General features: G+C 57.8%; 26 protein-coding genes and 1 tRNA gene. 17 read left to right on the top strand and 10 right to left on the bottom strand.

Annotated elements, in window-relative coordinates; all coding sequences use genetic code 11:
* Window position 1: 1 nt before the first annotated feature.
* The gene (gene glnE, locus M2422_RS17795; protein WP_049015847.1) at window positions 2–2,857 is read right to left on the bottom strand and encodes a bifunctional [glutamate--ammonia ligase]-adenylyl-L-tyrosine phosphorylase/[glutamate--ammonia-ligase] adenylyltransferase; all 2,856 of its coding nucleotides are present in this window, start codon (window positions 2,855–2,857) and stop codon (window positions 2–4) included.
* A gap of 21 nt (window positions 2,858–2,878) precedes the next feature.
* Complete coding sequence (locus tag M2422_RS17790; protein ID WP_064673322.1) at window positions 2,879–4,180, bottom strand: inorganic triphosphatase; 1,302 nt, start codon at window positions 4,178–4,180, stop codon at window positions 2,879–2,881.
* Window positions 4,181–4,409: 229 nt separating this feature from the next.
* Here M2422_RS17790 and M2422_RS17785 point away from each other — a divergent pair, with 229 nt between their 5' ends.
* Together M2422_RS17785 and M2422_RS17780 are read left to right on the top strand one after the other, a co-directional pair.
* On the top strand, window positions 4,410–5,030 hold the full coding sequence (locus M2422_RS17785) for a TIGR04211 family SH3 domain-containing protein (protein WP_024906484.1): 621 nt from the start codon (window positions 4,410–4,412) through the stop codon (window positions 5,028–5,030).
* 60 nt (window positions 5,031–5,090) lie between these two features.
* Entirely contained in the window at window positions 5,091–6,332 is a 1,242-nt protein-coding gene (locus M2422_RS17780; RefSeq protein ID WP_064673389.1) for a multifunctional CCA addition/repair protein, read from the top strand.
* 10 nt (window positions 6,333–6,342) lie between these two features.
* On the opposite strand, the gene bacA is transcribed toward M2422_RS17780, so the two are convergent.
* Window positions 6,343–7,164, bottom strand: a complete 822-nt coding sequence (gene bacA / locus M2422_RS17775; protein ID WP_033146670.1) for an undecaprenyl-diphosphate phosphatase — start codon at window positions 7,162–7,164, stop codon at window positions 6,343–6,345.
* A 105-nt stretch (window positions 7,165–7,269) separates the two neighbouring features.
* Window positions 7,270–7,638 (bottom strand): bifunctional dihydroneopterin aldolase/7,8-dihydroneopterin epimerase, encoded by a 369-nt coding sequence (gene folB, locus M2422_RS17770; RefSeq protein WP_064673323.1) that lies wholly within the window; start codon window positions 7,636–7,638, stop codon window positions 7,270–7,272.
* A 107-nt stretch (window positions 7,639–7,745) separates the two neighbouring features.
* On the opposite strand from folB, the gene plsY reads away from it, so the two are divergent.
* Both plsY and M2422_RS17760 read left to right on the top strand, forming a co-directional pair.
* Entirely contained in the window at window positions 7,746–8,366 is a 621-nt protein-coding gene (gene plsY, locus M2422_RS17765) for a glycerol-3-phosphate 1-O-acyltransferase PlsY (RefSeq protein ID WP_023309216.1), read from the top strand.
* An 84-nt stretch (window positions 8,367–8,450) separates the two neighbouring features.
* Complete coding sequence (locus tag M2422_RS17760) at window positions 8,451–9,917, top strand: MFS transporter (protein WP_059446127.1); 1,467 nt, start codon at window positions 8,451–8,453, stop codon at window positions 9,915–9,917.
* A gap of 40 nt (window positions 9,918–9,957) precedes the next feature.
* Here M2422_RS17760 and M2422_RS17755 read toward each other — a convergent pair whose 3' ends face one another.
* On the bottom strand, window positions 9,958–10,380 hold the full coding sequence (locus tag M2422_RS17755) for a MarR family winged helix-turn-helix transcriptional regulator (protein WP_045356087.1): 423 nt from the start codon (window positions 10,378–10,380) through the stop codon (window positions 9,958–9,960).
* A 147-nt stretch (window positions 10,381–10,527) separates the two neighbouring features.
* Between M2422_RS17755 and M2422_RS17750 the strand changes: the two genes are divergently transcribed.
* The 9 genes from M2422_RS17750 (at window position 10,528) to ureG (ending at window position 17,166) form a co-directional block, all read left to right on the top strand.
* Window positions 10,528–11,541 carry an alpha/beta hydrolase gene (locus M2422_RS17750; protein WP_064673324.1) on the top strand — a complete coding sequence of 338 codons (1,014 nt, stop codon included), beginning with the start codon at window positions 10,528–10,530 and terminating at the stop codon, window positions 11,539–11,541.
* Window positions 11,542–11,686: 145 nt separating this feature from the next.
* Window positions 11,687–12,514, top strand: a complete 828-nt coding sequence (locus M2422_RS17745) for an urease accessory protein UreD (protein ID WP_064673325.1) — start codon at window positions 11,687–11,689, stop codon at window positions 12,512–12,514.
* 10 nt (window positions 12,515–12,524) lie between these two features.
* Window positions 12,525–12,827, top strand: coding sequence for an urease subunit gamma (locus tag M2422_RS17740; protein ID WP_006811999.1), 303 nt, complete (start codon window positions 12,525–12,527; stop codon window positions 12,825–12,827).
* A 10-nt stretch (window positions 12,828–12,837) separates the two neighbouring features.
* A complete protein-coding gene (locus tag M2422_RS17735; protein ID WP_064673326.1) occupies window positions 12,838–13,152 on the top strand; it encodes an urease subunit beta in 315 nt (104 codons plus the stop codon).
* Window positions 13,145–14,848 (top strand): urease subunit alpha, encoded by a 1,704-nt coding sequence (gene ureC, locus M2422_RS17730; RefSeq protein ID WP_064673327.1) that lies wholly within the window; start codon window positions 13,145–13,147, stop codon window positions 14,846–14,848. Before M2422_RS17735 ends, ureC begins: the two co-directional genes overlap by 8 nt.
* A 9-nt stretch (window positions 14,849–14,857) precedes the next feature.
* Window positions 14,858–15,316, top strand: coding sequence for an urease accessory protein UreE (ureE, locus tag M2422_RS17725; protein WP_064673328.1), 459 nt, complete (start codon window positions 14,858–14,860; stop codon window positions 15,314–15,316).
* Window positions 15,317–15,325: 9 nt separating this feature from the next.
* On the top strand, window positions 15,326–15,865 hold the full coding sequence (locus M2422_RS17720; protein ID WP_064673329.1) for a HupE/UreJ family protein: 540 nt from the start codon (window positions 15,326–15,328) through the stop codon (window positions 15,863–15,865).
* Complete coding sequence (locus tag M2422_RS17715) at window positions 15,865–16,539, top strand: urease accessory protein UreF (RefSeq protein ID WP_063409301.1); 675 nt, start codon at window positions 15,865–15,867, stop codon at window positions 16,537–16,539. The genes M2422_RS17720 and M2422_RS17715 overlap by 1 nt, the downstream gene beginning before the upstream one ends.
* 9 nt (window positions 16,540–16,548) lie before the next feature.
* Window positions 16,549–17,166 (top strand): urease accessory protein UreG, encoded by a 618-nt coding sequence (gene ureG / locus M2422_RS17710; protein ID WP_014071813.1) that lies wholly within the window; start codon window positions 16,549–16,551, stop codon window positions 17,164–17,166.
* Window positions 17,167–17,212: 46 nt separating this feature from the next.
* Here the strand turns inward: ureG and tsaD are convergent, their stop codons facing one another.
* The gene (gene tsaD / locus M2422_RS17705) at window positions 17,213–18,226 is read right to left on the bottom strand and encodes a tRNA (adenosine(37)-N6)-threonylcarbamoyltransferase complex transferase subunit TsaD (protein ID WP_029741753.1); all 1,014 of its coding nucleotides are present in this window, start codon (window positions 18,224–18,226) and stop codon (window positions 17,213–17,215) included.
* A gap of 236 nt (window positions 18,227–18,462) precedes the next feature.
* Between tsaD and rpsU the strand changes: the two genes are divergently transcribed.
* The 3 genes from rpsU to rpoD all read left to right on the top strand — a co-directional run bounded on the left by rpsU (window position 18,463) and on the right by rpoD (window position 22,540).
* A complete protein-coding gene (gene rpsU, locus M2422_RS17700; RefSeq protein WP_001144069.1) occupies window positions 18,463–18,678 on the top strand; it encodes a 30S ribosomal protein S21 in 216 nt (71 codons plus the stop codon).
* 115 nt (window positions 18,679–18,793) lie between these two features.
* Window positions 18,794–20,539 (top strand): DNA primase, encoded by a 1,746-nt coding sequence (gene dnaG, locus M2422_RS17695; protein ID WP_023333458.1) that lies wholly within the window; start codon window positions 18,794–18,796, stop codon window positions 20,537–20,539.
* Between the two features lie 153 nt (window positions 20,540–20,692).
* A complete protein-coding gene (gene rpoD / locus M2422_RS17690) occupies window positions 20,693–22,540 on the top strand; it encodes an RNA polymerase sigma factor RpoD (RefSeq protein WP_023309228.1) in 1,848 nt (615 codons plus the stop codon).
* A 101-nt stretch (window positions 22,541–22,641) separates the two neighbouring features.
* Here the strand turns inward: rpoD and mug are convergent, their stop codons facing one another.
* Window positions 22,642–23,148, bottom strand: a complete 507-nt coding sequence (mug, locus tag M2422_RS17685; RefSeq protein ID WP_023309229.1) for a G/U mismatch-specific DNA glycosylase — start codon at window positions 23,146–23,148, stop codon at window positions 22,642–22,644.
* A gap of 125 nt (window positions 23,149–23,273) precedes the next feature.
* Between mug and M2422_RS17680 the strand changes: the two genes are divergently transcribed.
* Window positions 23,274–23,349, top strand: a tRNA-Ile gene (locus tag M2422_RS17680).
* An 81-nt stretch (window positions 23,350–23,430) separates the two neighbouring features.
* Here the strand turns inward: M2422_RS17680 and M2422_RS17675 are convergent.
* The 3 genes from M2422_RS17675 to M2422_RS17665 all read right to left on the bottom strand — a co-directional run bounded on the left by M2422_RS17675 (window position 23,431) and on the right by M2422_RS17665 (window position 25,314).
* Entirely contained in the window at window positions 23,431–23,631 is a 201-nt protein-coding gene (locus M2422_RS17675) for an ogr/Delta-like zinc finger family protein (RefSeq protein ID WP_029741756.1), read from the bottom strand.
* 67 nt (window positions 23,632–23,698) lie between these two features.
* Window positions 23,699–24,853 carry a phage late control D family protein gene (locus tag M2422_RS17670; RefSeq protein ID WP_048979131.1) on the bottom strand — a complete coding sequence of 385 codons (1,155 nt, stop codon included), beginning with the start codon at window positions 24,851–24,853 and terminating at the stop codon, window positions 23,699–23,701.
* Window positions 24,850–25,314 carry a phage tail protein gene (locus M2422_RS17665; protein WP_023309232.1) on the bottom strand — a complete coding sequence of 155 codons (465 nt, stop codon included), beginning with the start codon at window positions 25,312–25,314 and terminating at the stop codon, window positions 24,850–24,852. The genes M2422_RS17670 and M2422_RS17665 overlap by 4 nt, the downstream gene beginning before the upstream one ends.
* Between the last annotated feature and the right edge of the window lie 2 nt (window positions 25,315–25,316).

Here is a 25,316-nt window from a genome sequence, read left to right as displayed (position 1 = left end):
ATCACACTTGATTTGTTACGCACGGTTCCACCAGCCACTTCTGCCAGCTGGCCGTTACCTGAGCACGTTCATGAGCAAAACAGTCCAGCGCCACGTGCCCCGGCTGCTCCTGCAGCGCCAGGTGGTGAAGCTCATCGCGCAGCGTCGTATAGGCGCGGGTTAAGGCCTGCGCCTCCTGCTCGTCCATGATGTCGTTTTGCGCCAGCAGCTCCAGAATGCGCACGTTATCGGACCAGCGCGTCAGCTTCGGCTTGTCGTGGGCGTGCAGCAGCACCAGATACTGGGTAATGAACTCAATATCGGTAATCCCGCCCTCGTCGGCTTTAATATCAAAGCGATCGCGGTGTTTATTGCCGAGATGCGCGCGCATTTTCTCGCGCATTTCGCGCACTTCAGTTTGCAGCGTGCTGCCATCACGCACGGTGGTCATAACGTCCTTACGGATGACGTCAAACTGCGTTTTGAGCTGCGGATCGCCATACACCACGCGAGCGCGCACCAGCGCCTGATGCTCCCACGTCCAGGCTTCATTCTTCTGGTAATCGGCGAAGGATTCCGTTGAGGTCACCAGCATGCCCGCCGCGCCGGACGGACGCAGACGGGCATCCACTTCATACAGAATGCCCGACGAGGTGCGGGTACTGAACAGGTGCATGATGCGCTGCGCCAGGCGCAGGTAGAACTGGCGCCCGTCAATTTCACGCTCGCCGTCGGTCATTACGTCAACCGGGCAGTCGTGCAGGAAGATTAAATCCAGATCGGAGCTATAGCCCAGCTCCCAGCCGCCAAGCTTGCCGTACCCCACGACCGCAAAGCCGCGTCCTTCACGTTCTGCCAAATGTTTCGGCTGGCCGTAGCGCGCCACCATCTGCACCCACGCCTGATGGACCACCGCGTCGATGATCGCCTCTGCCAGCCAGGTTAAGTGATCGCTCACTTTCATCACCGGCAGCGTTCCGGCGATGTCAGCCGCCGCCACGCGCAGCATCTGCGCCTGCTTAAACTGGCGCAGCGCCTCCAGCTGTTGCTCTTCGTCCTCTTCCGGCACGCGCAGCAGATACTGACGCAGCTCGTCCCGGTAGGCATCCGTCGCCGTGGGCTGATACAGCGTGTTTGGGTCGAGCAGCTCATCCAGCAGCAGCGGGTAACGCGCCAGCTTGTTGGCCACCATCGGCGACGCGGCGCAGAGCGTAATCAGGTGCTTCAGCGCCCCCGGAAACTCGCTCAGGAGTTCCAGATAGGTGGTACGCGTGATGATCCCGCTCAGCAGCGGCATCATGCGCGACAGCGGCACCGGCGCGTCCGCCCGCGAGCAGACCTCGCTCAGCAGGTGCGGCATCAGGTGATCCAGCACCTGACGGCCGCGCGGGCCGATGGCGCGTTTGTTCAGCTCAAGACGAAAATCAGCGATCAGCGCCACCACGCGATGGCGCGCGTCGTCGGTTAAGTGCGTCAGCACCGGCGTAGTGTCATCTTCCTGGAGCGCATCCTGCCACAGCTCGCGCCAGTGCTCGGAAAGGGCATCGTCCGGTGATTCACTTTCGTCATCACCGATCAGCTCGTTAAAGATGCGGCGCACGCCTGCCATATGGGCATCCAGCCGTTCGGTTAACGCCGCCCAGTCGTCCACACGCATGCCCCAGGCCAGGCGCGCCCGGTTAAGGTCATCGCCCGGCAGGGTCTGGGTCTGTTCGTCGTTGATGCTTTGCAGCAGGTTTTCCAGACGGCGCAGGAACAGATAGGCCTCGCGCAGGGTTTGCGCGTCGCCGTCCGGCAGCAGGTGCAGCTGCTCGATGGCGCTCAGCGTCGGTAACAGCGAGCGGGACTGCAGGGACGGCTCACGGCCACCGCGAATAAGCTGGAAGACCTGAACGATAAATTCGATTTCGCGGATGCCGCCCGCGCCGAGCTTGATGTTGTCCTTCAGCCCGCGACGGCGCACCTCACGGGCGATCATCCCTTTCATATTACGCAGGGACTGGATCACGCTGAAGTCGATATAGCGACGGAACACGAACGGGCGCAGCATGGCGCGCAGCTCGTTGGCGTAAGCGTCGTCGCTGTCGCCCATGATCCGCGCTTTAACCATCGCATAGCGCTCCCAGTCGCGCCCCTGCTCCTGGTAGTAATCCTCCAGCGCGGCAAAGCTCAGCACCAGCGGTCCGCTGTCGCCAAACGGGCGCAGGCGCATGTCCACGCGGTAAACAAAACCGTCCTGCGTCGGCTGATCCAGTGCCTTAATCAGACGCTGACCGAGGCGGGTAAAGAACTGGGCGTTGTCCAGTTCGCGACGGCCGCCGCGCGTGGAGCCGTTCTCGGGCCAGGCAAAAATCAGGTCGATGTCGGAGGAGAAGTTCAGCTCGCAGCCGCCCAGCTTGCCCATCCCCAGAATCAACAGCGGCTGAGGAACCCCTTCCTCGCTGCACGGCGTGCCCCACTCTTTACAGCAGGCGGCGTAGAGCCAGTCGCGCGCGGCGACAATCAGCGTTTGCGCCAGCTCGCTTAGCTGCTGCAGCGTGCTCTCTTCGCTCACCAGCTCCAGCGCCTGAGCCCAGGCAATGCGCACCATCACCCGACGGCGGAACTGGCGCAGGACGCGCATCAGCGTGGCTTCATCCGCAACGTCTTCGAGTGCGGTTTGCAGCCAGCCGGCGTAATGCCGCCACTCGTCCGCCTGCGGCGGCGCGTTCTCAAGCTCTGCCAGCCAGTCCGGGTTGGCGGTGATGCTTTCCTGCACAAAATCACTGAAGGCGAGCACGCTCTTCGCCTGCTCGCTTAACGATGACGCCGGTAATGACTCAGGCAGACGTTCGCAAACGGTCTGCCACTGCTGCTGTAACGGTGAAGAAAGCGGCATTATAGGGGTTCCTTGCCAGAGTTAACGTTTTCCGCTGTGCAGCCAGAACGGCTCCTGCGAAATGGCCTCATTACGGAAATGCTCAATCTCAATATGCTGGCGGGTTTCAATGGCATGCTTCAGACCCTGCCAGTTCTCCAGCCAGGCCTGCGCCTTCACGCCGTCATAGGCACCGGACAGCAGCACCATGCTGTCGATGTTGCGCGACAGACGGGGAAGCTGATCGCCATACTGGTCGCCCAGCGGGTAAGCAAACGTAGTCTTCAGTTCGGCGGCATGACGGGAAAGATGAATATCCGCGAAACGCTTAAAGTTTTCCGCGATTTTGGCCTCTGCTTTCGCATCCAGGAAGGCGCGCCAGCCGCGCGTCACCAGGAACTCGGTCAGCGCCAGTTTTGCCGTCGCGGCTTGCGGGCTGTAGATCGCCGTTTGCGCCGATACGTCGGAGAGCATCAGCGTTTCGGTTTGCGTCAGCAGGTCACGTAAGTGAGCGCTCGCTTTGCGAGGGACAATACCGCCGAACAGCGTCAGGGTATGGCGTACCAGGGCAATCGCCGCCAGCACGTGGGATTTCGCGTTTTTCACATTTCGCACCCACAGCTCTTCATGGTACTGCCACTGAGAAAGCGCCAGCTCCAGCGCGGCTTCCAGGCCCTGTTCAACGCTGGCTTTCGGCGCAACGTGCAGGATGGTCGTCTCTTTCAGCACGCGCGGCGCATTTCCGGCGGCCAGATGGTAACCCCGCGCGGCTTTACTCAGGCTTCCCTGACGTAACCCGGACTGGTTCACCAGCCTGCGCGCCAGCTTCAGCACGTCATTTACGTTCCCTTCCAGCAGCTCAAGCTCGAGTTCGCAAATCGGTTCCTGGAACTCACCCGCCTTCACGTCGCCCAGATCGAGGGCGATTTCGATGCGGCTTTTGCCTTCCGTCACCAGCCATTTTTCGCGCCAGAAATCAGTGCTGAACAGCGGCTGTACCTGCTCCGCCAGCGTGGAAGGCAGCTCGCCTTCCGGCCAGACTTCCGCCGGGAAACGGTCCAGCTCAAGTTCTGGCTTACTGATGTCGATATTGTATTCCGGGCGCTGGTGTAAACCGCCGACCACGCGGCCGGCAATTTTCATCGTCATCTCGTAGCGCCCGCTCGCGCCGCGGATGCGCAGCCCCATATCGTGGCGGCGAAGCCAGTTGTCTGGCGTTTCGTAATAGATATTAAGCAGTTGTACCGGTGCATGGTGTTCGCCGGAAAGCGTATGCAGATGCTGGCGGAGTGCGTCAACGCTGTCTTTTTCGACGATAAACTTTAATTCGATTTCTTGTGCCATAGCCTTGTACTTTTGCGTGCGTCACAGACGCGTCAATGAGGGCGAACTTCCTCGCCATTTGTTTGTCAGTACATAGTATTTTGCGCCAAATTGCCATGCAATGAGCAATTTGTCGGGCGTAAATCTATAGAGTCGTGACACAGATGATTCTGATTGCTGACGAATGCTTTGCGTAGAGACACTGTTGCCACTACTATCGTTCCACTATTTATGAAAATAACGACTAATGATGCTTAAATTACGCCTGATTGGACTTACTTTACTCGCTTTTAGCGCCGCAACCGCAGTGCACGCTGAAGAGAAGCGTTACGTTTCTGACGAACTGAACACCTGGGTACGCAGTGGCCCCGGAGATAATTATCGCCTCGTGGGCACGGTGAATGCCGGCGAGGAAGTCACCCTGTTACAGACCAACGCGGACACCAATTACGGTCAGGTGCGCGACAGTACCGGTCGCACTTCCTGGATCCCGCTGAAAGAGCTGAGCACCGTGCCAAGCCTGCGCACGCGCGTTCCCGATCTGGAAAACCAGGTGAAGACCCTGACCGACAAGCTGAACAACATCGACGGCACCTGGAACCAGCGCACCGCTGAAATGCAGCAGAAAGTGGCGCAAAGCGACGGGGTGATTAACGGTCTGAAAGAAGAGAACCAGAAACTGAAAAACGAGCTGATTGTCGCGCAGAAGAAGGTGAATGCCGCCAATCTGCAGCTCGACGACAAACAGCGCACCATTATCATGCAGTGGTTTATGTATGGCGGCGGCGTGCTGGGCGTGGGTCTGGTACTGGGTCTGGTGCTGCCGCATCTGATCCCAAGCCGTAAGCGTAAAGACCGCTGGATGAACTAATTCGTCTTCTCTGCCAGACTTACGTATTATTCTGGAAAAGAGAAAACGGGAGAGTTGGGCGTGAAGAGTTATCTGGTCGGTGGTGCGGTACGTGATGCGTTGTTAGGTCTGCCGGTCAAAGATAAAGACTGGGTTGTGGTTGGCGCCACCCCTGAAGAGATGCTCGACGCGGGCTACCAGCAGGTAGGCCGCGATTTTCCCGTGTTTCTGCACCCGAAAAGCCGTGAAGAGTATGCCCTGGCGCGTACCGAGCGGAAATCGGGCTCGGGCTATACGGGCTTCACCTGCTATGCCGCGCCGGACGTGACGCTGGAGCAAGATCTCCTGCGCCGCGATCTCACCATCAACGCGCTGGCGCAGGACGAGCACGGGCAGATCGTTGACGCCTATGGCGGTCAGAACGATCTGCGCAACCGTCTTTTACGTCACGTCTCCCCGGCGTTTTCTGAAGATCCGCTCCGCGTGCTGCGCGTGGCGCGCTTTGCCGCGCGTTACGCCCATCTCAGTTTCCGTATTGCCGATGAGACAATGGCGCTGATGACCGCCATGACCGAGGCGGGCGAGCTTGAACACCTGACGCCAGAGCGCGTCTGGAAAGAGACGGAAAATGCGCTCACCACGCGCAACCCGCAGGTCTTTTTCCAGGTCCTGCGCGACTGCGGCGCGCTGAAGGTGCTGTTCCCGGAAATAGACGCGCTGTTTGGCGTGCCTGCCCCGGCAAAATGGCACCCGGAAATTGATACCGGCGTACACACGCTGATGACCCTGAGCATGGCGGCCATGCTCAGCCCTGACGTGGACGTGCGCTTTTCCACCCTGTGCCACGATCTCGGCAAAGGCTTAACGCCAAAAGAATTCTGGCCTCGCCACCACGGGCACGGCCCGGCGGGGGTGAAGCTGGTCGAGGGGCTGTGCCAGCGTCTGCGCGTGCCGAACGAGATCCGCGATCTGGCGAAACTGGTGGCCGAGTTCCACGATCTGATCCACACCTTCCCTATCCTGAAACCGGCCACCATCGTTAAACTTTTCGATAACATCGACGCCTGGCGCAAACCCCAGCGCGTCGAGCAAATCGCGCTCACCAGCGAAGCTGACGTGCGCGGTCGTACCGGTTTTGAAGCGTGCGATTACCCGCAGGGACGCTTACTGCGCAAAGCCTGGGACGTAGCGAAAGCGGTGCCCACGAAGGACGTTGTCGAAGCGGGATTCAAAGGGCCGGAAATTCGCGAAGAGCTCACGAAACGGCGAATTCAGGCGGTGTCGGACTGGAAGGAAAAGCATTGCCCTCAGCCGAAAGACTGAGGGCCATCGGTCAGAAGAAGACCACGTACACCGCAGCCGCCACGATAAAGCGATAGATCGCGAACGGAATAAACGAGATACGCTTAATCAGCTGCAGGAAGGTTTTAATGGCAATCAGCGCCACGATAAACGCGGTGATGAAGCCGACGGCGAACATCGGAATGTCGCCAGCCGTCAGGAAGTGATAGCTCTTATAGACGTCGAGTACGGTGGCGCCCATCATCATCGGCACCGCCAGCAGGAACGAGAACTCTGACGCGGCGTAACGGCTTACGCCCATCAGCATCCCGCCGGAGATGGTTGCGCCTGAACGCGAGAAGCCCGGCCACAGCGCCAGACACTGGAAGCAACCAATGATAAACGCCTGACGATACGTCATATCGTCCAGACCTTCCGCGCGCGGCGTTTTTGGCTTCAGCACTTCCGCGGCGATCAGCAGGAAGCCCCCCACCACCAGCGCGTACATTACGTTAATCGGGTTAAACAGCGATTTGATGGCGTCGTGGAACACCAGGCCCAGCACCACCGCAGGGATCATCCCAAGCAGAATATGGATCAGTGACAGACGACCTTTACTGGCCCCCTCGTGCTGAGGCGGACGGCCAAAATGGATGCCGATCAGGCCAAACAGGCGACGCCAGAACATTACGACCACCGCCAGAATAGACCCCAGCTGGATCACCACTTCAAACGTTTTTGCGGTATCGCCTTCAAAGCCCAGCAGATGGCCAACGATAATCATATGGCCCGTACTGGAGACCGGCAAAAACTCCGTCAATCCTTCGACCACACCCAGTATTGCCGCCACCAGCAGCGAGTGCATATCGCTCATCTATAAACCCCTAAAAAGATATAAAAAAACGGTCGCCCCAACGGCTACCGTGAAAGATACAGCTTTAAGACCGGTATAACCTAAAATGGTTTAGCAATTATGACGTTAATTCTTGCCTTTCAGATTTGTGCCACGCTCAATAATGACGCCAACGTTGGTGGCGCGCGCCACCGCTCCCGGCTTGCTCAGCTTGATGCGCACCCACGGTGAGTTGAATTTTTTCAACAGCAATTCTGCGACTTCTTCCGCCACCCGTTCGACCAGCGCAAAACGTTGACCTTCAACGTGGCCGATGACCGCTTCACTGATATCGGCATAGCTCAGACAGTCGTTCACGTCATCGCTTTTTGCCGATTTGCGGTTATCCCATCCCATTTCGATATCGAACACCAGCTTCTGCTCGATGGTCTGTTCCCAGTCGTAAACACCAATTGTGGTGATTACCGAAAGTTGCTCTATAAATACAATATCCATCACGACCTGCCTGCTTTTTGGCTAAACCGGATACCACTTCCGGCGAATTATGCGTATTATCCACAGATGCTGAGAATACAGATACATTTTCAAAACGGAACAGCGTTATGAGTGCAATCGCGCCTGGAATGATCCTCCTCGCCTATCTTTGCGGCTCAATCTCCAGCGCCATTCTGGTCTGCCGCATTGCCGGGTTACCTGACCCGCGTGAAAATGGTTCCGGGAATCCGGGGGCGACCAACGTACTACGAATTGGCGGCAAGGGAGCAGCCGTAGCGGTTTTGATTTTTGATGTTCTGAAAGGGATGCTGCCCGTCTGGGGCGCCTATGCGCTGGGCGTTACGCCGTTCTGGCTGGGGCTCATTGCTATTGCTGCCTGCGTTGGCCACATCTGGCCCGTATTCTTCGGTTTTAAAGGCGGCAAAGGCGTTGCGACGGCCTTCGGTGCGATTGCACCTATCGGCTGGGATCTCACCGGCGTCATGGCCGGGACCTGGCTTCTGACCATTCTTCTGAGCGGCTACTCGTCGCTGGGCGCCATCGTCAGCGCGCTGATCGCCCCGTTCTACGTCTGGTGGTTCAAACCCCAGTTCACCTTCCCGGTGTCGATGCTCTCCTGTCTTATCCTGCTGCGTCATCACGACAATATTCAGCGCCTGTGGCGTCGTCAGGAGACCAAAATCTGGACGAAGCTCAAGAGAAAGAAAAAAGACGCTCCGAAGGGTTAGTTATGCCTTATAGCCAAATGTGATTTTGGTCACCTTCTGCCTGTGGTAACTGTTAGGGACACAACACAACCACACAAGAAGAAAATGGCTGAAATCACAGAATCAACTCCCCTTTCAACGGCAGGTATTCCCCCTGATGGCGACATCCAGTGGGTGCGCAGCGCGTCGGATGTATCACGCCTCGTTAATGACGGTTCTCAGGGCCGGACAAACGCCCGTATCGTGGTCGGAATCGCTTTGGGCGGCATTTTCCTCGATGCCTACGATCTGGGCGCGCTGGCGTTTGGCATTAAAGACATCACCCGCGAATTTAGCCTGACGCCCGCCGGTACCGGTATGGTGGCCTCGGCGATTACCTTTGGTGCCATTGTCGGGGCGCTGCTCGGCGGTTACCTCACGGATAAAATCGGGCGCTACCGCGTTTTTATGGCTGATATGGTGTTCTTCGTGGTGGCAGCGATCGCCTGTGCGCTGGCCCCGAACGAATATGTGCTCGCGGGCGCCCGCTTTGTGATGGGGCTGGGGGTCGGGATCGACCTTCCCGTGGCGATGGCGTTTTTAAGCGAGTTCGCCAGGCTGAAAGGGCCCGGAAATAAGGCCTCCAGCGTCGCGATGTGGTGCCCCACCTGGTATGCCGCCATCAGCATCTCCTACCTGCTGGTGCTTTTCTTCTACGCCGTGCTGCCGGAGAGCCACAGCGACTGGCTGTGGCGTTTGATTCTCGGCTTTGGCGCGGTGCCCGCGCTGGTGATTATCGCCATCCGCAGCCGCTATATGAGCGAATCTCCGGTCTGGGCGGCGAATCAGGGCAACCTGAAAGAGGCGGCGTCGATTTTACGCCAGTCGTATAACATCAATGCCCACGTGCCGCAGGACGCGCTCGGCCAGCCCGCACCTGTCGTGAATAAAGCAAAATGGTCAAATTATCTGAACCTGTTCCGCGGCATCTACTTGCGCCGCACGACGCTCGCTACGCTGCTTTCCGTCGTCTCGTCGTTTGCCTATAACGCCGTGGCGTTTGGTCTGCCGGTGATCATCTCCAGCTTCTTTGTCCAGTCGATGCTCACCACCATTCTCATTTCTCTGGCGCTTAACCTGCTGTTTGCCTTCGTCGGCGGACTGCTGGCGGTACGCTACGTACCACGCTTCGGCGCCTGGCGGATGTCGCTTGCGGGTTATGCCTGCCAGCTTGTCGCATTGCTTGGCCTGGCGCTGATTGGCCGACCGGAAGGTGCCTCTGAAGGCGTGCTTGCGGTGGCGATGCTGGCGCTTTTCCTGTTCGGTCAGGGCTTCGGCCCGGGCGCGCATACCATGACGTTCGCCTCCCTGAGCTACCCGACCTCGCTGCGCGGCGTGGGCGTGGGCCTCAACCAGACGCTGATGCGCAGCAGCTCGACGCTGTCGCTGTTTCTGTTCCCGCTGCTGGTGGCGTCGCTGGATACCGCCGTCTTCTGGGTGATTGCGCTGGCGCCGTTTATCGGCCTGGCGTCGCTGCTGGCGATCCGCTGGGAGCCGTCCGGGTATGATGTGGATGCGGAGGACTACCGGTAACGACACATCACTTCGGTGGGTTCACCCCGCCGAAGGTTTCTTATAAATCGTCAAGCAGCGTTCGGGAGAGTTTTTTTAGCGTCTCAAGCTCATCGTCATTCATCCGCATGCTGCAGCGAATCTGATCCGGCAATGCCATCACCCGTTTCTTCAGGTCTTTGGCCTTGTCGGTCAGTACAACATTTTTCATCCTTTCATCACCCACAACCGCGATACGGTTGAGAAATCCTTTTGCCTCAAGCTTTTGTACAAGCGGGGTTAATGTGCCCGAATCAAAAAACGTCTTATCGCTGAGATCGCGAAGTGGGATGTTATCTTTCTCATAAAGCGCCATCAAAACAACGAATTGCGGATAGGTTAGATCCATCTCTTGCAGTAAGGGGCGATACTGGCGAACGAACGCGTTGGTGACCGAGTACAGCGAGAAGCAAAGTAAATCGTCTAGCGTTTTGTTTTCTTTCATTTTTCTATCAACTCCGAATCGGTTTCCTGAAAAAATTATAAATAATGTTTGACTAAAAGTATCTTGCGCGCAAGTATTATAACAACAACTAAATAGCGCACTACATAGTTATCTCATCCGATCAAATACGCTTAAAGAGGTACTACCATGAAAACACTAACCGCCATCCTGGTTTCTTCAGTCTTCGCGTCAGCTGCGGCATCCGCTCAAACCACCAATACCCCAGCCCCGACCGCAGGCGTACAGGCATTTCTGAATGTTTTGAACTCCGGCAAGGGTAAGCCAATGGAACAGATGACCCCGCAGGAGGCCCGCCAGGTACTGATTGGCGCGCAGCAAGGCGCAAAACTGCCGCCCGCTCAGGTTTCTGAAAAAACGATCCAGGTAAATGGCCAGGCGATAAAACTGAAAATAGTGAAACCTGAAAACGCCAGCGGCACGCTCCCCGCCTTTATGTTCTTTCACGGCGGCGGCTGGGTGCTGGGTGACTTCCCTACCCACGAACGCTTAATCCGCGACCTCGTTCGCGCTTCGGGTGCCGCTGCGGTTTACGTCGATTACACTCCGTCACCTGAGGCCCATTTCCCGGTAGCAATTAATCAGGCCTATGAAGCGACAAAATGGGTCGCCGGGCACGGTCAGGAAATTGGCGTGGACGGTAGCCGTCTGGGTCTGGTGGGTAACAGCGTCGGCGGCAACATGGTAGCTTCGGTGGCGCTGCAGGCCAAACAGTTCAATGGGCCAAAAATTCGCTACAACGTCATGCTCTGGCCGGTTACCGATGCGAACTTTGATACTGCCTCGTATAACCAGTTCGAAAATGGCTATTTCCTGTCGAAAAACATGATGAAATGGTTCTGGGATAACTACACCACCAGCGCTGCCGATCGCAACAATATCCTTGCCTCTCCGCTTCGCGCCAGCACCGCGCAGTTGAAAGGCTTCCCCGAGACGCTGATCCAGACAGCTGAGCTGGACGTTCTGCGGGATGAAGGTGAAGCATTCGGGCGTAAACTGGATGCGGCTGGCGTCCCGGTGACCGTCACGCGCTATAACGGTATGATCCACGACTACGGCCTGCTTAACCCGCTGAGCCAGGAGCCAACGGTGAAAGTTGCCCTTGAGCAGGCAGGTGCAGCGTTGCATGAGCACCTGAAATAGTCTCGTCATTGCTTATACAGAGCACGGCCCCGGCCGTGCTTTTGTATTTCTCCTGCCCGCCCATCCATAAGCGACTCGTATGACAGGCTTCATTTCCGCCAGGGCATACTGAAACGTATCCCGATGGTGTGGAAATGGATGCAGCATGTTAGCAGCTCAGGTCACTGATAATACGTATAAAGGCTGGCAGGCGTCGCTTGCCCTGCAGTTTTGTCACACCCCTGAGAAAACCCTCCTGTACTCCGCCCACCACGTCGGGCCGCTCACCGTTCAACGTCCGTTTTACCCCGAAGGGGAAACCTGCCACCTTTACCTGCTGCACCCGCCCGGCGGGATTGTGGGCGGCGATACGCTGGACATTTCCGTTCGGCTGGACGCCAAAAGCCACGCGCTCATCACCATGCCCGGGGCGAGCAAGTTCTATCGCAGCAGCGGCCCGCAGGCGCGTCTGAACCAGTATTTTTACCTCGAGGAAGATTCCACCCTGGAGTGGCTGCCGCAGGACACCATTATCTTCCCCGGCGCGAATGCCGCGCTGCGCTCCGTCTTCCACCTGAAGGCCTCCAGCACGCTGCTGGCGTGGGAGCTGTACTGCCTGGGGCGTCCGGTGATAAGCGAGACCTTTAGCCACGGCACGCTGGAAAGCCGCCTTGAAATCTGGGTTGAAGACGAACCGCGCCTGATCGAGCGTCAGCATCTTAGCGACGGCGATCTCACGCCCGTCGCCGGACGTCCGTGGCTCGGCACGCTGCTGTTCTATCCGGCCAAAGAAGAACATCTCGACGCGGTGCGCGAACGGCTCGCCCCGCTGGAAAATTATGCAGGTGCAACGCTCGTTGACGATCTGCTGTCGGTGCGTTTTCTCTCCGACGACAACCTGATTTGCCAGCGGGTGATGCGCGACATCTGGCAGTCGCTTCGCCCGCTTCTCACCACCAAAACCGCCTGTTCGCCGCGTATCTGGCAGACATAAGAGAAACATTATGGAACTGACCCCCAGAGAAAAAGACAAGCTGTTGCTGTTCACCGCCGCGCTGGTTGCCGAACGCCGCCTTGCGCGCGGGGTAAAGCTCAATTACCCGGAATCGGTCGCGCTGATCAGCGCCTTCATTATGGAGGGCGCGCGCGATGGCGAAACCGTCGCCTCGCTGATGGAAGCGGGCCGCCACGTCCTGAGGCGCGACCAGGTCATGGAGGGCGTCCCGGAGATGATCCCGGATATTCAAGTCGAAGCCACCTTCCCGGACGGATCGAAGCTCGTCACCGTCCACAACCCGATCGTCTAAGGAGCGCGTGATGATCCCAGGTGAATACCAGATCCAGCCCGGAACGATTGCCTTCAACGTCGGGCGTGAAACCCAACGCGTGGTTGTCGAAAATCACGGCGACAGGCCGATCCAGGTCGGATCGCACTACCACTTTTACGAGGTCAACCCGGCGCTGAAGTTCGATCGGGAAGCCACCAAAGGCTACCGACTGAACATCCCGGCGGGCACCGCCGTGCGCTTCGAGCCCGGCCAGAAGCGGGAAGTGACGCTGGTTCAGGTCACGGGGGCGCAGCGCATTTTCGGCTTTCGCGGCGAGGTGATGGGCGAGGTGAAACATGGCTGAGATTTCACGCCGGGCATATGCCGATATGTTCGGCCCCACCACCGGGGATAAAGTGCGGCTTGCCGACAGCGAGCTGTGGGTCGAAGTGGAAGACGATCTCACGGTCTACGGCGAAGAGGTCAAATTTGGCGGCGGAAAGGTGATCCGCGACGGCATGGGCCAGGGGCAGATGACCGCTGAGGGCTGCGTGGATCTGGTTCTCACCAATGCGCTGATCGTCGATCACTGGGGGATCGTAAAAGCCGATATCGGCGTCAAGGACGGACGGATCTTCGCCGTCGGCAAAGCCGGGAACCCGGACATTCAGCCCGGCGTGACGATCCCCATTGGCGCGGCAACGGAAGTCATTGCCGCCGAGGGGAAGATCGTTACCGCCGGCGGGATCGACACCCACATCCACTGGATCTGCCCGCAGCAGGCGGAAGAGGCGCTGGTTTCCGGCGTCACCACCATGATCGGCGGCGGCACCGGACCGGCGGCGGGCACCAACGCCACCACCTGCACGCCGGGGCCATGGTATATCGCCCGCATGCTGCAGGCTGCCGATACGCTGCCGGTGAATATTGGCCTACTCGGCAAGGGTAACGGCTCCAGCCCGGACGCCCTGCGCGAGCAGATTGCCGCGGGCGCCATCGGGCTGAAGATCCACGAAGACTGGGGCGCGACGCCCGCGGCAATTAACTGCTCGCTGGAGGTGGCTGACGAGATGGATATTCAGGTGGCGCTGCACAGCGACACGCTGAACGAGTCCGGGTTTGTCGAAGACACGCTGGCGGCCATCGCCGGACGCACCATCCACACTTTCCACACCGAAGGCGCGGGCGGCGGCCACGCGCCGGATATCATCACCGCCTGCGCGCATCCGAATATTCTGCCCTCTTCCACCAACCCGACCTTGCCCTACACGGTGAACACCATCGACGAGCATCTCGACATGCTGATGGTTTGCCATCACCTCGATCCGGATATCGCCGAGGACGTGGCGTTTGCGGAATCCCGCATTCGTCGTGAAACCATTGCCGCCGAAGACGTGCTGCACGACATCGGCGCGTTCTCGCTTACGTCGTCAGATTCGCAGGCCATGGGCCGCGTCGGGGAAGTCATTATCCGCACCTGGCAGGTGGCGCACCGCATGAAGGTCCAGCGCGGCGCGCTGCCGGAAGAGACCGGTGAAAACGACAACTTCCGCGTAAAGCGCTACGTCGCTAAATACACCATTAACCCGGCGCTCACCCACGGCATCGCCCACGAAGTCGGTTCGATTGAGGCGGGCAAGCTGGCGGATCTGGTGGTCTGGTTCCCGGCGTTCTTCGGCGTGAAGCCTGCCACCATCGTCAAGGGCGGAATGATCGCCTGCGCGCCGATGGGCGATATCAACGCCTCGATCCCCACGCCGCAGCCGGTGCATTACCGTCCGATGTTTGGATCGCTGGGCGCCGCGCGCCACGCTACCCGACTGACGTTTATATCGCAGGCCGCCAGTGCGAACGGCATCCCGCAGCAGCTCAACCTGCAGAGCGCCATTGCGGTGGTGAAAGGCTGCCGGACGGTGAAAAAGGCGGACATGATCCACAACGGCCTGCAGCCGAATATCACCGTGGACTCGCAAACCTACGAGGTGCGCGTCGACGGTGAACTGATAACCAGCGAACCGGCTGACGTTCTGCCGATGGCGCAACGCTATTTCCTGTTTTAAGGAGTGATGATGATCTATTTAACCCAACGCCTGGACCACGCGCATCCGATTACCGCCAGCGTCACGCTGCCGATTGACGTGCGGGTGAAAAGCCGCGCCCGCGTAGCGCTGAACGACGGCCGCGAAGCCGGGCTGATGCTGCCGCGCGGCCTGCTGCTGCGCGGGGGCGACATGCTGACGACCGACGACGGCAGCGAGGTCATCGAAGTGATCGCCGCGCCGGAGTCAGTTTCCGTGGTGCGCTGCGCCGATCCGTTCCTGCTCGCCCGCGCCTGCTATCACCTGGGCAACCGCCACGTGCCGCTGCAGATCATGCCCGGCGAGCTGCGCTATCACCACGACCACGTTCTCGACGACATGCTGCGCCAGTTCGGGCTGGAAGTGGCCTACGCCAGCCTGCCGTTTGAACCGGAAGCGGGTGCTTACGCCAGCGATGCCCACAGCCATTCTCACGCTCATTCACATTAAGGATCCATCATGCGCAAGTATTTACCGCTGTTACTGCTGGCTTTTTCCGTTCCCGCGCTCGCGCATCCCGGCCACGGCACGGACAGCTTCCAGGCAGGATTTCTTCATCCGCTGACCGGGCTCGATCACCTGCTGATGCTGGCGGGCGCAGGCGTACTCTCGGCGCTGAGCGGTCGCAAACTCCTGCTGCCGTTTGCCACCCTCGGGATGATGCTTGTCGGCGCCATTGCGGGCAGCCTGTTCGGCGGCTTCAGCGGCATGGAGATGCTGATTATCGCCTCGCTGGCGGTATCCGGCGTGATGATGTTTAAAACTGAAAACCGTCTGCTGCTGGCGGTACCTGCCCTGGCGATGTTCCACGGCTGGGCGCACGGCGTGGAGATGTCCGGCCACAGCTTCTGGCTCTTCACCAGCGGCTTTATGCTCGCCAGCGCCACGGTGCTGTGCGCCAGCTTTGCCGCAGGGCTGCTGCTGCGCCGTCACGACGGCCTGCGTAAAACCTTCGGCGGCGGGCTGATCGTCTCTGCCCTGCTGGCGCTGATGAGCTGATGGAGCACGCCCGCCAGAGGCTGCGCCTGATGCAGCTCTCAAGCAGCAGCCTGCCGGTCGGGTCGTTTACCTGGTCGCAGGGGCTGGAGTGGGCCGTTGAGGCAGGCTGGGTCACCGACGCCGACGCGTTCAAACGCTGGCAAATCCAGCAGATGGAGCAGAGCTTTTTCTGCGTCGATCTGCCGCTGTTTATCCGTCTTTATCAGGCCTGTGAGCAACGCTCTCTTACAAATGCAAAACGCTGGACGGCATACCTTCTCGCCTGCCGGGAAACGCGCGAGCTGCGCGAAGAGGAGCGCAACCGTGGAGCGGCGTTTACGCGGCTGATTAAGAGCTGGGAACCTGACTGTCCGCCCGAATGGCTGCCGCTGTTTATGCAAAGCCAGCTCTGCGGCATGGCCTGGCTCGGCGTGCGCTGGGGCATTAGCGCGCGCGAGCTGGCGCTGAGCCTCGGCTACAGCTGGATGGAGAGCGCGGTGATGGCGGGCGTCAAGCTGGTGCCGTTTGGGCAACAGGCCGCGCAGCAGCTGATTATCGAACTGGGCGACCATTACGCCGCCGGGCTTGAACAGGCATTTTTGCGCAGCGACGACGCGCTGGGGGCAGCAACGCCGCTGTCCGCCATCGCCTCCGCGCGCCACGAAACCCAATATTCACGACTATTCCGTTCCTGAGGAGTCAACATGGCTGATTACAAACATCCCCTGCGCGTAGGCGTGGGCGGCCCGGTAGGATCGGGCAAAACCGCGCTGCTGGAAGCGCTCTGCAAGGCGATGCGCGACACGTATCACCTGGCGGTGGTCACGAACGATATCTACACCAAAGAGGATCAGCGCATCCTCACCGAGGCAGGCGCGCTGGAGCCGGAGCGCATCGTGGGCGTGGAGACGGGCGGCTGCCCGCATACCGCCATTCGTGAAGATGCGTCGATGAACCTGGCGGCGGTGGAGGCGTTAAGCGAGAAGTTCGGCAATCTGGATCTGATCTTCGTGGAAAGCGGCGGAGACAACCTGAGCGCGACGTTCAGCCCGGAGCTGGCGGATCTGACCATCTACGTGATCGACGTGGCCGAAGGGGAAAAAATCCCGCGCAAGGGCGGGCCGGGGATCACCAAATCCGATTTTCTGGTGATCAACAAAACCGACCTCGCGCCGTACGTCGGTGCGTCGCTGGAGGTGATGGAGCGCGACACCAACCGCATGCGCGGCGAGCGCCCGTGGACCTTTACCAACCTGAAGGCGGGTGACGGGTTAGCGACGATTATTGCATTTCTGGAAGAGAAAGGGATGCTGCGGGTGTAGTCAAACGATCCCCTCTCCCTGTGGGGAGAGGGTTAAGGTGAGGCGGTTACGCCTCCGGCAGTTCCGCCAGCGGCCAGCGCGGACGCACGGACACGCTCAGGTCGGACGTTGCGCCCGCGTTCAGGCGCACCATTCCGGCGTAAGCGATCATCGCGCCGTTGTCGGTGCAGAATTCCGGACGGGCATAGAACACTTCCCCGCGACGCTTTTGCATCATCTCGGCGAGCTTCGCGCGCAGCGTGCGGTTAGCGCTCACGCCACCCGCCATCACCAGACGCTTAAAGCCGGTCTGATCCAGCGCGCGCTTGCACTTGATCATCAGCGTGTCCACCACCGCATCTTCGAACGCGCGGGCGATATCGGCGCGGGTCTGCTCGCTGTCATCGTTATTGCGAATCGTATTCGCCGCGAAGGTTTTCAGCCCGGAGAAGCTGAAATCCAGCCCTGGACGGTCGGTCATCGGACGCGGGAAGACAAAGCGCCCTTCCGTTCCCTGCGACGCCATTTTCGACAGCATCGGGCCGCCCGGATAATCCAGACCCAGCAGCTTGGCGGTTTTATCGAACGCTTCACCGGCGGCGTCGTCGATCGACTCGCCCAGCAGCTCGTACTTGCCAATCCCCGTTACGCTAATCAGCTGCGTATGACCGCCGGAGACCAGCAGCGCCACAAACGGGAACTCAGGTGGATTCTCTTCCAGCATCGGCGCCAGAAGATGCCCTTCCATATGGTGAACCGGGATCGCCGGCACATCCCACGCAAACGCCAGCGAACGGCCAACCGTCGCGCCGACCAGCAGCGCGCCGACCAGGCCCGGGCCTGCGGTATAGGCCACAGCGTCGATATCGTTTGAACTCAACCCGGCCTCTTTCAGCGCCGCCTGAATCAGGGGAACCGTTTTACGCACGTGGTCACGAGAGGCCAGTTCAGGTACGACGCCGCCGTAGTCAGCGTGCAATTTCACCTGACTATACAGCTGGTTGGCCAGAAGCCCTTTTTCGTCGTCGTAAATGGCGATGCCGGTTTCATCGCAGGATGTTTCAATACCCAGTACACGCATGACTTGTTTTACCTCGTTTCAATACCGCGCAGTGTAGAGCCTGGGCGGGTTGATGTAAAACTTTGTTCGCCCCAGGAAGAAGGCTCGTGTATACTCCTCACCCTTATTAAAGTCCCTTTCAAAATCGCATCGGTGCTTTACAAAGCAGCAGCATTTGCAGTAAAATTCCGCACCATTTTGAAATAAGCTGGCGTTGATGCCAGCGGCAAACCGAATTTATTAAAGGTGAGAGTTACATGCCGGTAATTAAAGTACGTGAAAACGAGCCGTTCGACGTAGCACTGCGTCGCTTCAAACGTTCATGCGAGAAAGCAGGTGTTCTGGCTGAAGTTCGTCGTCGTGAGTTTTATGAAAAACCAACGACCGAACGTAAGCGCGCTAAAGCTTCCGCTGTGAAACGTCACGCGAAGAAACTGGCTCGCGAAAACGCACGCCGTACTCGTCTGTACTAATTGGTTGAGGGCCTCAGCCCTCAATTGACAGACAGAGTAATAGTCGTAAGGCCGTGCTTCCGGAAGGAATGCGCGGCTTGTTTTCGTTTATGAGTCACTAAAAATAACGGGGCATATGGCCGGAAGAATCCCACGCGTTTTCATCAATGACCTGCTTGCCAGAACCGACATCGTCGATCTCATCGACGCGCGGGTAAAGCTAAAAAAGCAGGGCAAGAACTACCATGCGTGCTGTCCGTTCCATAACGAAAAAACCCCCTCCTTCACCGTAAACGGTGAAAAGCAGTTCTACCATTGCTTCGGCTGTGGCGCACACGGTAATGCCGTCGATTTTTTGATGAACTACGACAAGCTCGAGTTCGTTGAAACCGTCGAAGAGCTGGCGGCGATGCATAACCTTGAAGTGCCGTATGAAGCAGGCAGTGGGCCAAGTCAGATCGAGCGCCATCAACGGCAAACGCTGTATCAACTGATGGATGGCCTGAATTCGTTTTACCAACAGTCTCTTAAGCACTCTGCGGCTGAGCCTGCGCGTCAGTATCTGAACAAGCGCGGACTGAGCGACGATGTCATTGCGCGTTTCGCTATTGGTTACGCCCCGCCCGGCTGGGACAACGTGTTAAAGCGTTTTGGCGGCAATAGCGAAGATCGTAAGTCTCTCATCGATGCAGGCATGCTGGTCACCAACGACCAGGGACGAAGCTACGACCGCTTCCGCGAACGGGTGATGTTCCCGATCCGCGACAAGCGTGGCCGGGTAATTGGTTTTGGTGGTCGCGTGCTGGGTGATGCCCTGCCGAAATACCTCAACTCCCCGGAAACCGATATTTTCCATAAGGGCCGCCAGCTGTACGGCCTTTATGAGGCGCAGCAGAATAATGCGGAACCTCCGCGTCTTCTGGTCGTCGAAGGCTATATGGACGTCGTGGCCCTGGCGCAGTACGACATCAACTACGCGGTTGCGTCGTTAGGGACGTCCACCACCGCCGATCATATTCAACTGCTGTTCAGGGTGACCAACAACGTCATCTGCTGTTACGACGGTGACCGCGCAGGGCGCGACGCCGCCTGGCGCGCGCTGGAAACCGCGCTACCCTATATGACCGACGGGCGTCAGCTACGCTTTATGTTTCTGCCCGACGGTGAAGACCCGGATACGCTGGTGCGTAAAGAGGGCAAAGCGGCGTTTGAAGCGCGGATGGAGCAGGCTCAGCCGCTCTCCACGTTTTTGTTTAACAGCCTGATGCCGCAGGTCGATTTGAGTACCCCTGACGGGCGCGCGCAGCTCAGTACGCTGGCGTTGCCGTTAATCAGCCAGGTGCCCGGCGAAACGCTTCGCATCTATCTGCGTCAGGAGTTAGGCAACAAGCTCGGCATTCTGGATGACAGCCAGCTTGAACGTTTAATGCCAAAACAGGCTGAAAACGGTGCGGTTCGCCCCGCGCCTCAGCTAAAACGCACAACCATGCGTATACTGATAGGGTTGCTGGTCCAAAACCCCGAGCTTGCGCCGCAGGTGCCATCTCTGGCGGGTTTAAACCACGAAAAATTGCCCGGACTTGGCTTATTTTCAGAACTGGTCAATACGTGTTTGTCTCAGCCAGGTCTGACCACCGGACAACTTTTAGAGCACTATCGCGGCACAAAAGAGGCCGCTACCCTTGAAAAATTGTCGATGTGGGACGATATAGCAGATAAGGACATTGCAGAAAAAACGTTCACCGACTCACTCAACCATATGTTTGATTCGATGCTTGAGCTGCGCCAGGAAGAGTTGATTGCTCGCGAGCGCACACACGGTTTAAGCAGCGAAGAACGCCGGGAGCTCTGGATGATTAACCAGGAACTGGCGAAGAAATAAAAAATTTAACGGCTTAAGTGCCGAATATCGATCGGGAAGCCCCCGGCAGCCGCACTGAGAGGCAGCGGCAAAAATATAAGTACGCCCTCGCTTTAAAGGTTGGCAGCCCCATCGCCGACACCAATCAAACGAATTAAGTGTGGATACCGTCTTATGGAGCAAAACCCGCAGTCACAGCTGAAACTTCTTGTCCAACGTGGTAAGGAGCAAGGCTATCTGACCTATGCCGAGGTCAATGACCATCTGCCGGAAGATATCGTCGATTCAGATCAAATCGAAGATATCATCCAAATGATCAATGACATGGGCATTCAGGTGATGGAAGAAGCACCGGATGCCGATGATCTGTTGCTGGCTGAAACCTCCAACAACACTGACGAAGATGCGGAAGAAGCTGCTGCACAGGTACTGTCCAGCGTGGAATCTGAAATCGGGCGTACCACTGACCCGGTCCGCATGTACATGCGCGAAATGGGTACCGTTGAACTGTTGACCCGCGAAGGCGAAATTGACATCGCAAAACGCATCGAAGACGGGATCAACCAGGTTCAGTGCTCCGTTGCCGAGTACCCGGAAGCGATCACCTATCTGCTGGAGCAGTACGATCGCGTTGAAGCGGAAGAAGCGCGCCTGTCTGACCTGATCACCGGTTTTGTCGACCCGAACGCTGAAGAAGATATGGCGCCTACCGCCACTCACGTCGGTTCTGAACTGTCTCAGGAAGAGATGGATGATGACGAAGACGAAGATGAGGAAGAGAGCGACGACGACACCGCGGACGATGACAACAGCATCGACCCGGAGCTGGCGCGTGAGAAGTTTGCCGAGCTGCGTACCCAGTACGAAGTGACGCGTGACACCATCAAAGCGAAAGGCCGCAGCCATGCCGCCGCTCAGGAAGAGATCCTGAAGCTGTCTGAAGTCTTCAAACAGTTCCGCCTGGTGCCAAAACAGTTCGACTACCTGGTGAACAGCATGCGCGTTATGATGGATCGCGTACGTACCCAGGAACGCATCATCATGAAGCTGTGCGTTGAGCAGTGCAAAATGCCGAAGAAGAACTTCATCACCCTCTTCACCGGCAACGAAACCAGCGAAACCTGGTTCAACGCGGCTATCGCAATGAACAAGCCGTGGTCTGAAAAACTGCACGACGTGAAGGACGATGTGCATCGCGGCCTGCAGAAACTGCATCAGATTGAAGAAGAGACCGGCCTGACCATCGAGCAGGTTAAAGACATCAACCGTCGTATGTCCATCGGTGAAGCGAAAGCCCGCCGTGCGAAGAAAGAGATGGTTGAAGCGAACTTGCGTCTGGTTATCTCTATCGCCAAGAAATACACCAACCGTGGTCTGCAGTTCCTGGATCTGATTCAGGAAGGCAACATCGGTCTGATGAAAGCGGTAGATAAGTTTGAATACCGTCGTGGTTACAAGTTCTCCACCTACGCAACATGGTGGATCCGTCAGGCTATCACCCGCTCTATCGCGGATCAGGCGCGCACCATCCGTATCCCGGTGCATATGATTGAGACCATCAACAAGCTCAACCGTATCTCCCGCCAGATGCTGCAGGAGATGGGCCGCGAACCGACGCCGGAAGAGCTGGCCGAGCGCATGCTGATGCCGGAAGACAAGATCCGTAAAGTGCTGAAGATCGCCAAAGAGCCAATCTCCATGGAAACACCAATCGGTGATGATGAAGATTCGCATCTGGGTGATTTCATTGAGGATACCACCCTCGAGCTGCCGCTGGACTCTGCGACCACCGAGAGCCTGCGCGCTGCGACGCACGACGTTCTGGCTGGCCTGACCGCCCGTGAAGCAAAAGTCCTGCGTATGCGTTTCGGTATTGATATGAACACCGACCACACGCTGGAAGAAGTGGGTAAACAGTTCGACGTTACCCGCGAACGTATCCGTCAGATCGAAGCGAAGGCGCTGCGTAAGCTGCGTCATCCAAGCCGCTCTGAAGTACTGCGTAGCTTCCTGGACGACTAATCGGTCCTGACAGTGAAAAAGCTCCCAATCGGGAGCTTTTTTTTGTTTATTCCCTCTCCCTGTGGGAAAGGGTAAGGGTGAGGGCATCAGGCCTCAGAGGATTACAGCCCCCGCACCATCAGCGCCTCATCCAGCTCCCGGTACGCCTCCACCAGCTTATCCAGCGTCGCCCTGTTGAGCCCGCTCGGGTTCGGCAGCACCCACACCTGCGTAACGCCAATCGTGATGCTCTGCTTGCCCCACTGCGTTCCACGCTGGCTAAACGCCTGCTCGTAGGCCTGCTTGCCGAGGATCGCCAGCGCGGCGGGCTGATAATCCTCTATCTTCTTGATCAGCTCCCGCCCGCCGCTGCGCAGCTCATGCAGGTTGACCTCGCTTGCCTGCACCGTAGGCCGCTCGACCAGCATGGTGATCCCGCAGCGCGTATCCAGCAGATGCTGCTCCTCTTCGGGCTTGAGTAGCCTGTCGGTAAACCCGGCCTGGTAGATCACCTTCCAGAAGCGATTACCCGGATGGGCAAAGTGAAAACCGGTGTGCGCCGAGGACTTACCCGGGTTGATTCCGCAGAACACCACCCGCAGGCCAGGGGCCAGAATATCGTTGATCATCTTTACTCCCGATCGATACATCGTCAGGGAAGTATAAAGGATTGATTATGCGTTGTTTATAAAAACAGCAGGCAGGTGTGAATGGCTGGATTGCTGCGGGGAGTTACTTTATAATTCACCGCCACGGCCCCTTAGCTCAGTGGTTAGAGCAGGCGACTCATAATCGCTTGGTCGCTGGTTCAAGTCCAGCAGGGGCCACCAAATTTTAGTTTTAGAATCATATGATTAAGCCACTCAATTGAGTGGCTTTTTTATTGATTTTTTGAGCCGGCAACGCAGCCGCTAACCGTGGTTTAGCGAAGCCGTTCGGACACGCTCAGAGGCGCCCGGGGTCGCGATCAGGCGCTCCACGGACTCCATCGTCACGAACGTACAGCTGCAATCCACATTGGTGCACTGATGATAGCGCTCTTTGGTATTTTCACTTAGATAGCGACTGGTACGCGCATGCGCAGAGTGCTTGCACTTAGGACAATGAAACATGTACCCCTCCACTTGATTCACATTTTGTGAATCAATAATACCCAAAATAAAACCAATAGCAACTACATTACTCACTATCAACAGTAAATTTTTCGCCGCTGACGTTCAGCTCAAGCTTAAGCTGCGTGGTAAATCCGCTATCGTTGAGGGTATGCACCACCTCGCTGATGATCCACGCCTGCTCGTCGATGATGCGTTTAAAACCGTTTACCAGTACCGGCGTTTCGGGGAACAGATCGGCGCGTCCCAGGGCAAGCTGGATGGAAAACTCTACGGTTCCCCGCTGAAGCGCGCGCCACTTAGCCTCTGCGGCCCTGAGCGCCTGCTCTTCAGAGGCATAAACCGTGGTTAGCTCAAATACGTTTTCCGCCGATCCCACCAGCCTCTCTTGCGGTTTCTGCTCCTTGCCTGCTGCTCCCGCTACCGGTGCGGCGGCATCCGGGTGCTGCAGTGCTTCTGTCTGCTGCCCTCCGGACTGACGAGCAATACTCAATTGAGGATTTTGTTGTTTGGGGTCACGCGTTTGCAGCCATTTGGCCGTTACGCCGGAATAATTTTCACGGTCAGCTATGGAAAAAAGGTGCTTATCTCCATCCCCACGTTCAATCATCATTAAGGAAAGCGGAGTGCCGCTGGCCGTCACGGCCTGGCCCGCTTTCATAAAGATAATCTTCCCGGCTTTGATTGAAACAAATGCTCCATTACGTTCAGCAAGGCGGGAGAGGAACGCCGCGTCTGTCTCCTGAGACTGGTCAATATGAGAGATGGCGATGGATGCAAGCCCCGACGCGACGCTGGCGGTCAACTGGTTACGCTGAGCGATGGTATCGACTATCGCGCCAATCGTCGTGTCATGCCACGACTGTTCGCGCCGCACGTTTAGCTTTCCACGAAAATCTGCGCTGAATCCCCGGATGGTCAGCGTATCCGGCGCGCCCCGGAAATGAATCGCATCAATCGTAAAGTCCCCTTTCTCCTCGAGCGGGGTTCCCTCCCATCCCAGCCATAAGGACAGCCTTGCCCCCCGGGCAGGCAAGTCCAGCAGCCCGTCGGAATCATCCAGCAGAATATCCAGCTGATCGGCTTCCAGCCCCCGTTTGTCGGTCATGGTCAGGCTGATAAGACGATGGCTGAAATTTTGCGTGATATCACGATCGTCAAGCTTAAGCATAAAATCAGGGGCGATTTTTCCACCCGCCCGGATATTCATTTCGGTGATCATCCCACCAGCCCTCCAATGCTATTCCGTGCGCTTTCCACCAGCTCTGAGGCCTGCGTTCGCAGGTCGCCAAACGTCGTCATCAGCGATTCGTCCACGCGTTTTAGCGACAGGGTAAACTCAATTTTTCGGGCGGTACCGTCACTGTAAAAATCCGAATGCGTGTGCGTGACTTTCTCAATGACAAACATGCCGTGAATGATGCCGGTACCGTCTATCAGCGGCCATGCCCGCCCCTCATTTGCCATCAGCTCAACCGCCTTGAGCGAAAGCCGCCCTCCCGTGAGTTCCGGGTAAAGTAAGCCGGAGAGGCTAAAGGATGTCTCACCTTCGCCAAGGTACTGCCAGGCTTTGGGTTTCCCGATGCGAGCGCTGGATGCCCAGCGGTAGTCTTTTGTGAATATCATTGACTGATACGGTAAGGTTCGTCGTTCAAAGACAAACAGCCCCAGCACCATTAACATTT

The organism is Enterobacter sp. SLBN-59 (assembly GCF_024807915.1).
Classification (GTDB): Bacteria; Pseudomonadota; Gammaproteobacteria; order Enterobacterales; family Enterobacteriaceae; genus Enterobacter; species Enterobacter asburiae_B.
This window is presented reverse-complemented; position numbering and strand designations above follow the sequence as displayed.

Coding starts and splice junctions, on each gene's coding strand:
- glnE (WP_049015847.1), bottom strand. CDS start 2,857: ATGCCGCTTTCTTCACCGTTACAGCAGCAGTGGCAGACCGTTTGCGAA.
- M2422_RS17790 (WP_064673322.1), bottom strand. CDS start 4,180: ATGGCACAAGAAATCGAATTAAAGTTTATCGTCGAAAAAGACAGCGTT.
- M2422_RS17785 (WP_024906484.1), top strand. CDS start 4,410: ATGCTTAAATTACGCCTGATTGGACTTACTTTACTCGCTTTTAGCGCC.
- bacA (WP_033146670.1), bottom strand. CDS start 7,164: ATGAGCGATATGCACTCGCTGCTGGTGGCGGCAATACTGGGTGTGGTC.
- folB (WP_064673323.1), bottom strand. CDS start 7,638: ATGGATATTGTATTTATAGAGCAACTTTCGGTAATCACCACAATTGGT.
- plsY (WP_023309216.1), top strand. CDS start 7,746: ATGAGTGCAATCGCGCCTGGAATGATCCTCCTCGCCTATCTTTGCGGC.
- M2422_RS17760 (WP_059446127.1), top strand. CDS start 8,451: ATGGCTGAAATCACAGAATCAACTCCCCTTTCAACGGCAGGTATTCCC.
- M2422_RS17755 (WP_045356087.1), bottom strand. CDS start 10,380: ATGAAAGAAAACAAAACGCTAGACGATTTACTTTGCTTCTCGCTGTAC.
- M2422_RS17750 (WP_064673324.1), top strand. CDS start 10,528: ATGAAAACACTAACCGCCATCCTGGTTTCTTCAGTCTTCGCGTCAGCT.
- M2422_RS17745 (WP_064673325.1), top strand. CDS start 11,687: ATGTTAGCAGCTCAGGTCACTGATAATACGTATAAAGGCTGGCAGGCG.
- M2422_RS17740 (WP_006811999.1), top strand. CDS start 12,525: ATGGAACTGACCCCCAGAGAAAAAGACAAGCTGTTGCTGTTCACCGCC.
- M2422_RS17735 (WP_064673326.1), top strand. CDS start 12,838: ATGATCCCAGGTGAATACCAGATCCAGCCCGGAACGATTGCCTTCAAC.
- ureC (WP_064673327.1), top strand. CDS start 13,145: ATGGCTGAGATTTCACGCCGGGCATATGCCGATATGTTCGGCCCCACC.
- ureE (WP_064673328.1), top strand. CDS start 14,858: ATGATCTATTTAACCCAACGCCTGGACCACGCGCATCCGATTACCGCC.
- M2422_RS17720 (WP_064673329.1), top strand. CDS start 15,326: ATGCGCAAGTATTTACCGCTGTTACTGCTGGCTTTTTCCGTTCCCGCG.
- M2422_RS17715 (WP_063409301.1), top strand. CDS start 15,865: ATGGAGCACGCCCGCCAGAGGCTGCGCCTGATGCAGCTCTCAAGCAGC.
- ureG (WP_014071813.1), top strand. CDS start 16,549: ATGGCTGATTACAAACATCCCCTGCGCGTAGGCGTGGGCGGCCCGGTA.
- tsaD (WP_029741753.1), bottom strand. CDS start 18,226: ATGCGTGTACTGGGTATTGAAACATCCTGCGATGAAACCGGCATCGCC.
- rpsU (WP_001144069.1), top strand. CDS start 18,463: ATGCCGGTAATTAAAGTACGTGAAAACGAGCCGTTCGACGTAGCACTG.
- dnaG (WP_023333458.1), top strand. CDS start 18,794: ATGGCCGGAAGAATCCCACGCGTTTTCATCAATGACCTGCTTGCCAGA.
- rpoD (WP_023309228.1), top strand. CDS start 20,693: ATGGAGCAAAACCCGCAGTCACAGCTGAAACTTCTTGTCCAACGTGGT.
- mug (WP_023309229.1), bottom strand. CDS start 23,148: ATGATCAACGATATTCTGGCCCCTGGCCTGCGGGTGGTGTTCTGCGGA.
- M2422_RS17675 (WP_029741756.1), bottom strand. CDS start 23,631: ATGTTTCATTGTCCTAAGTGCAAGCACTCTGCGCATGCGCGTACCAGT.
- M2422_RS17670 (WP_048979131.1), bottom strand. CDS start 24,853: ATGATCACCGAAATGAATATCCGGGCGGGTGGAAAAATCGCCCCTGAT.
- M2422_RS17665 (WP_023309232.1), bottom strand. CDS start 25,314: ATGTTAATGGTGCTGGGGCTGTTTGTCTTTGAACGACGAACCTTACCG.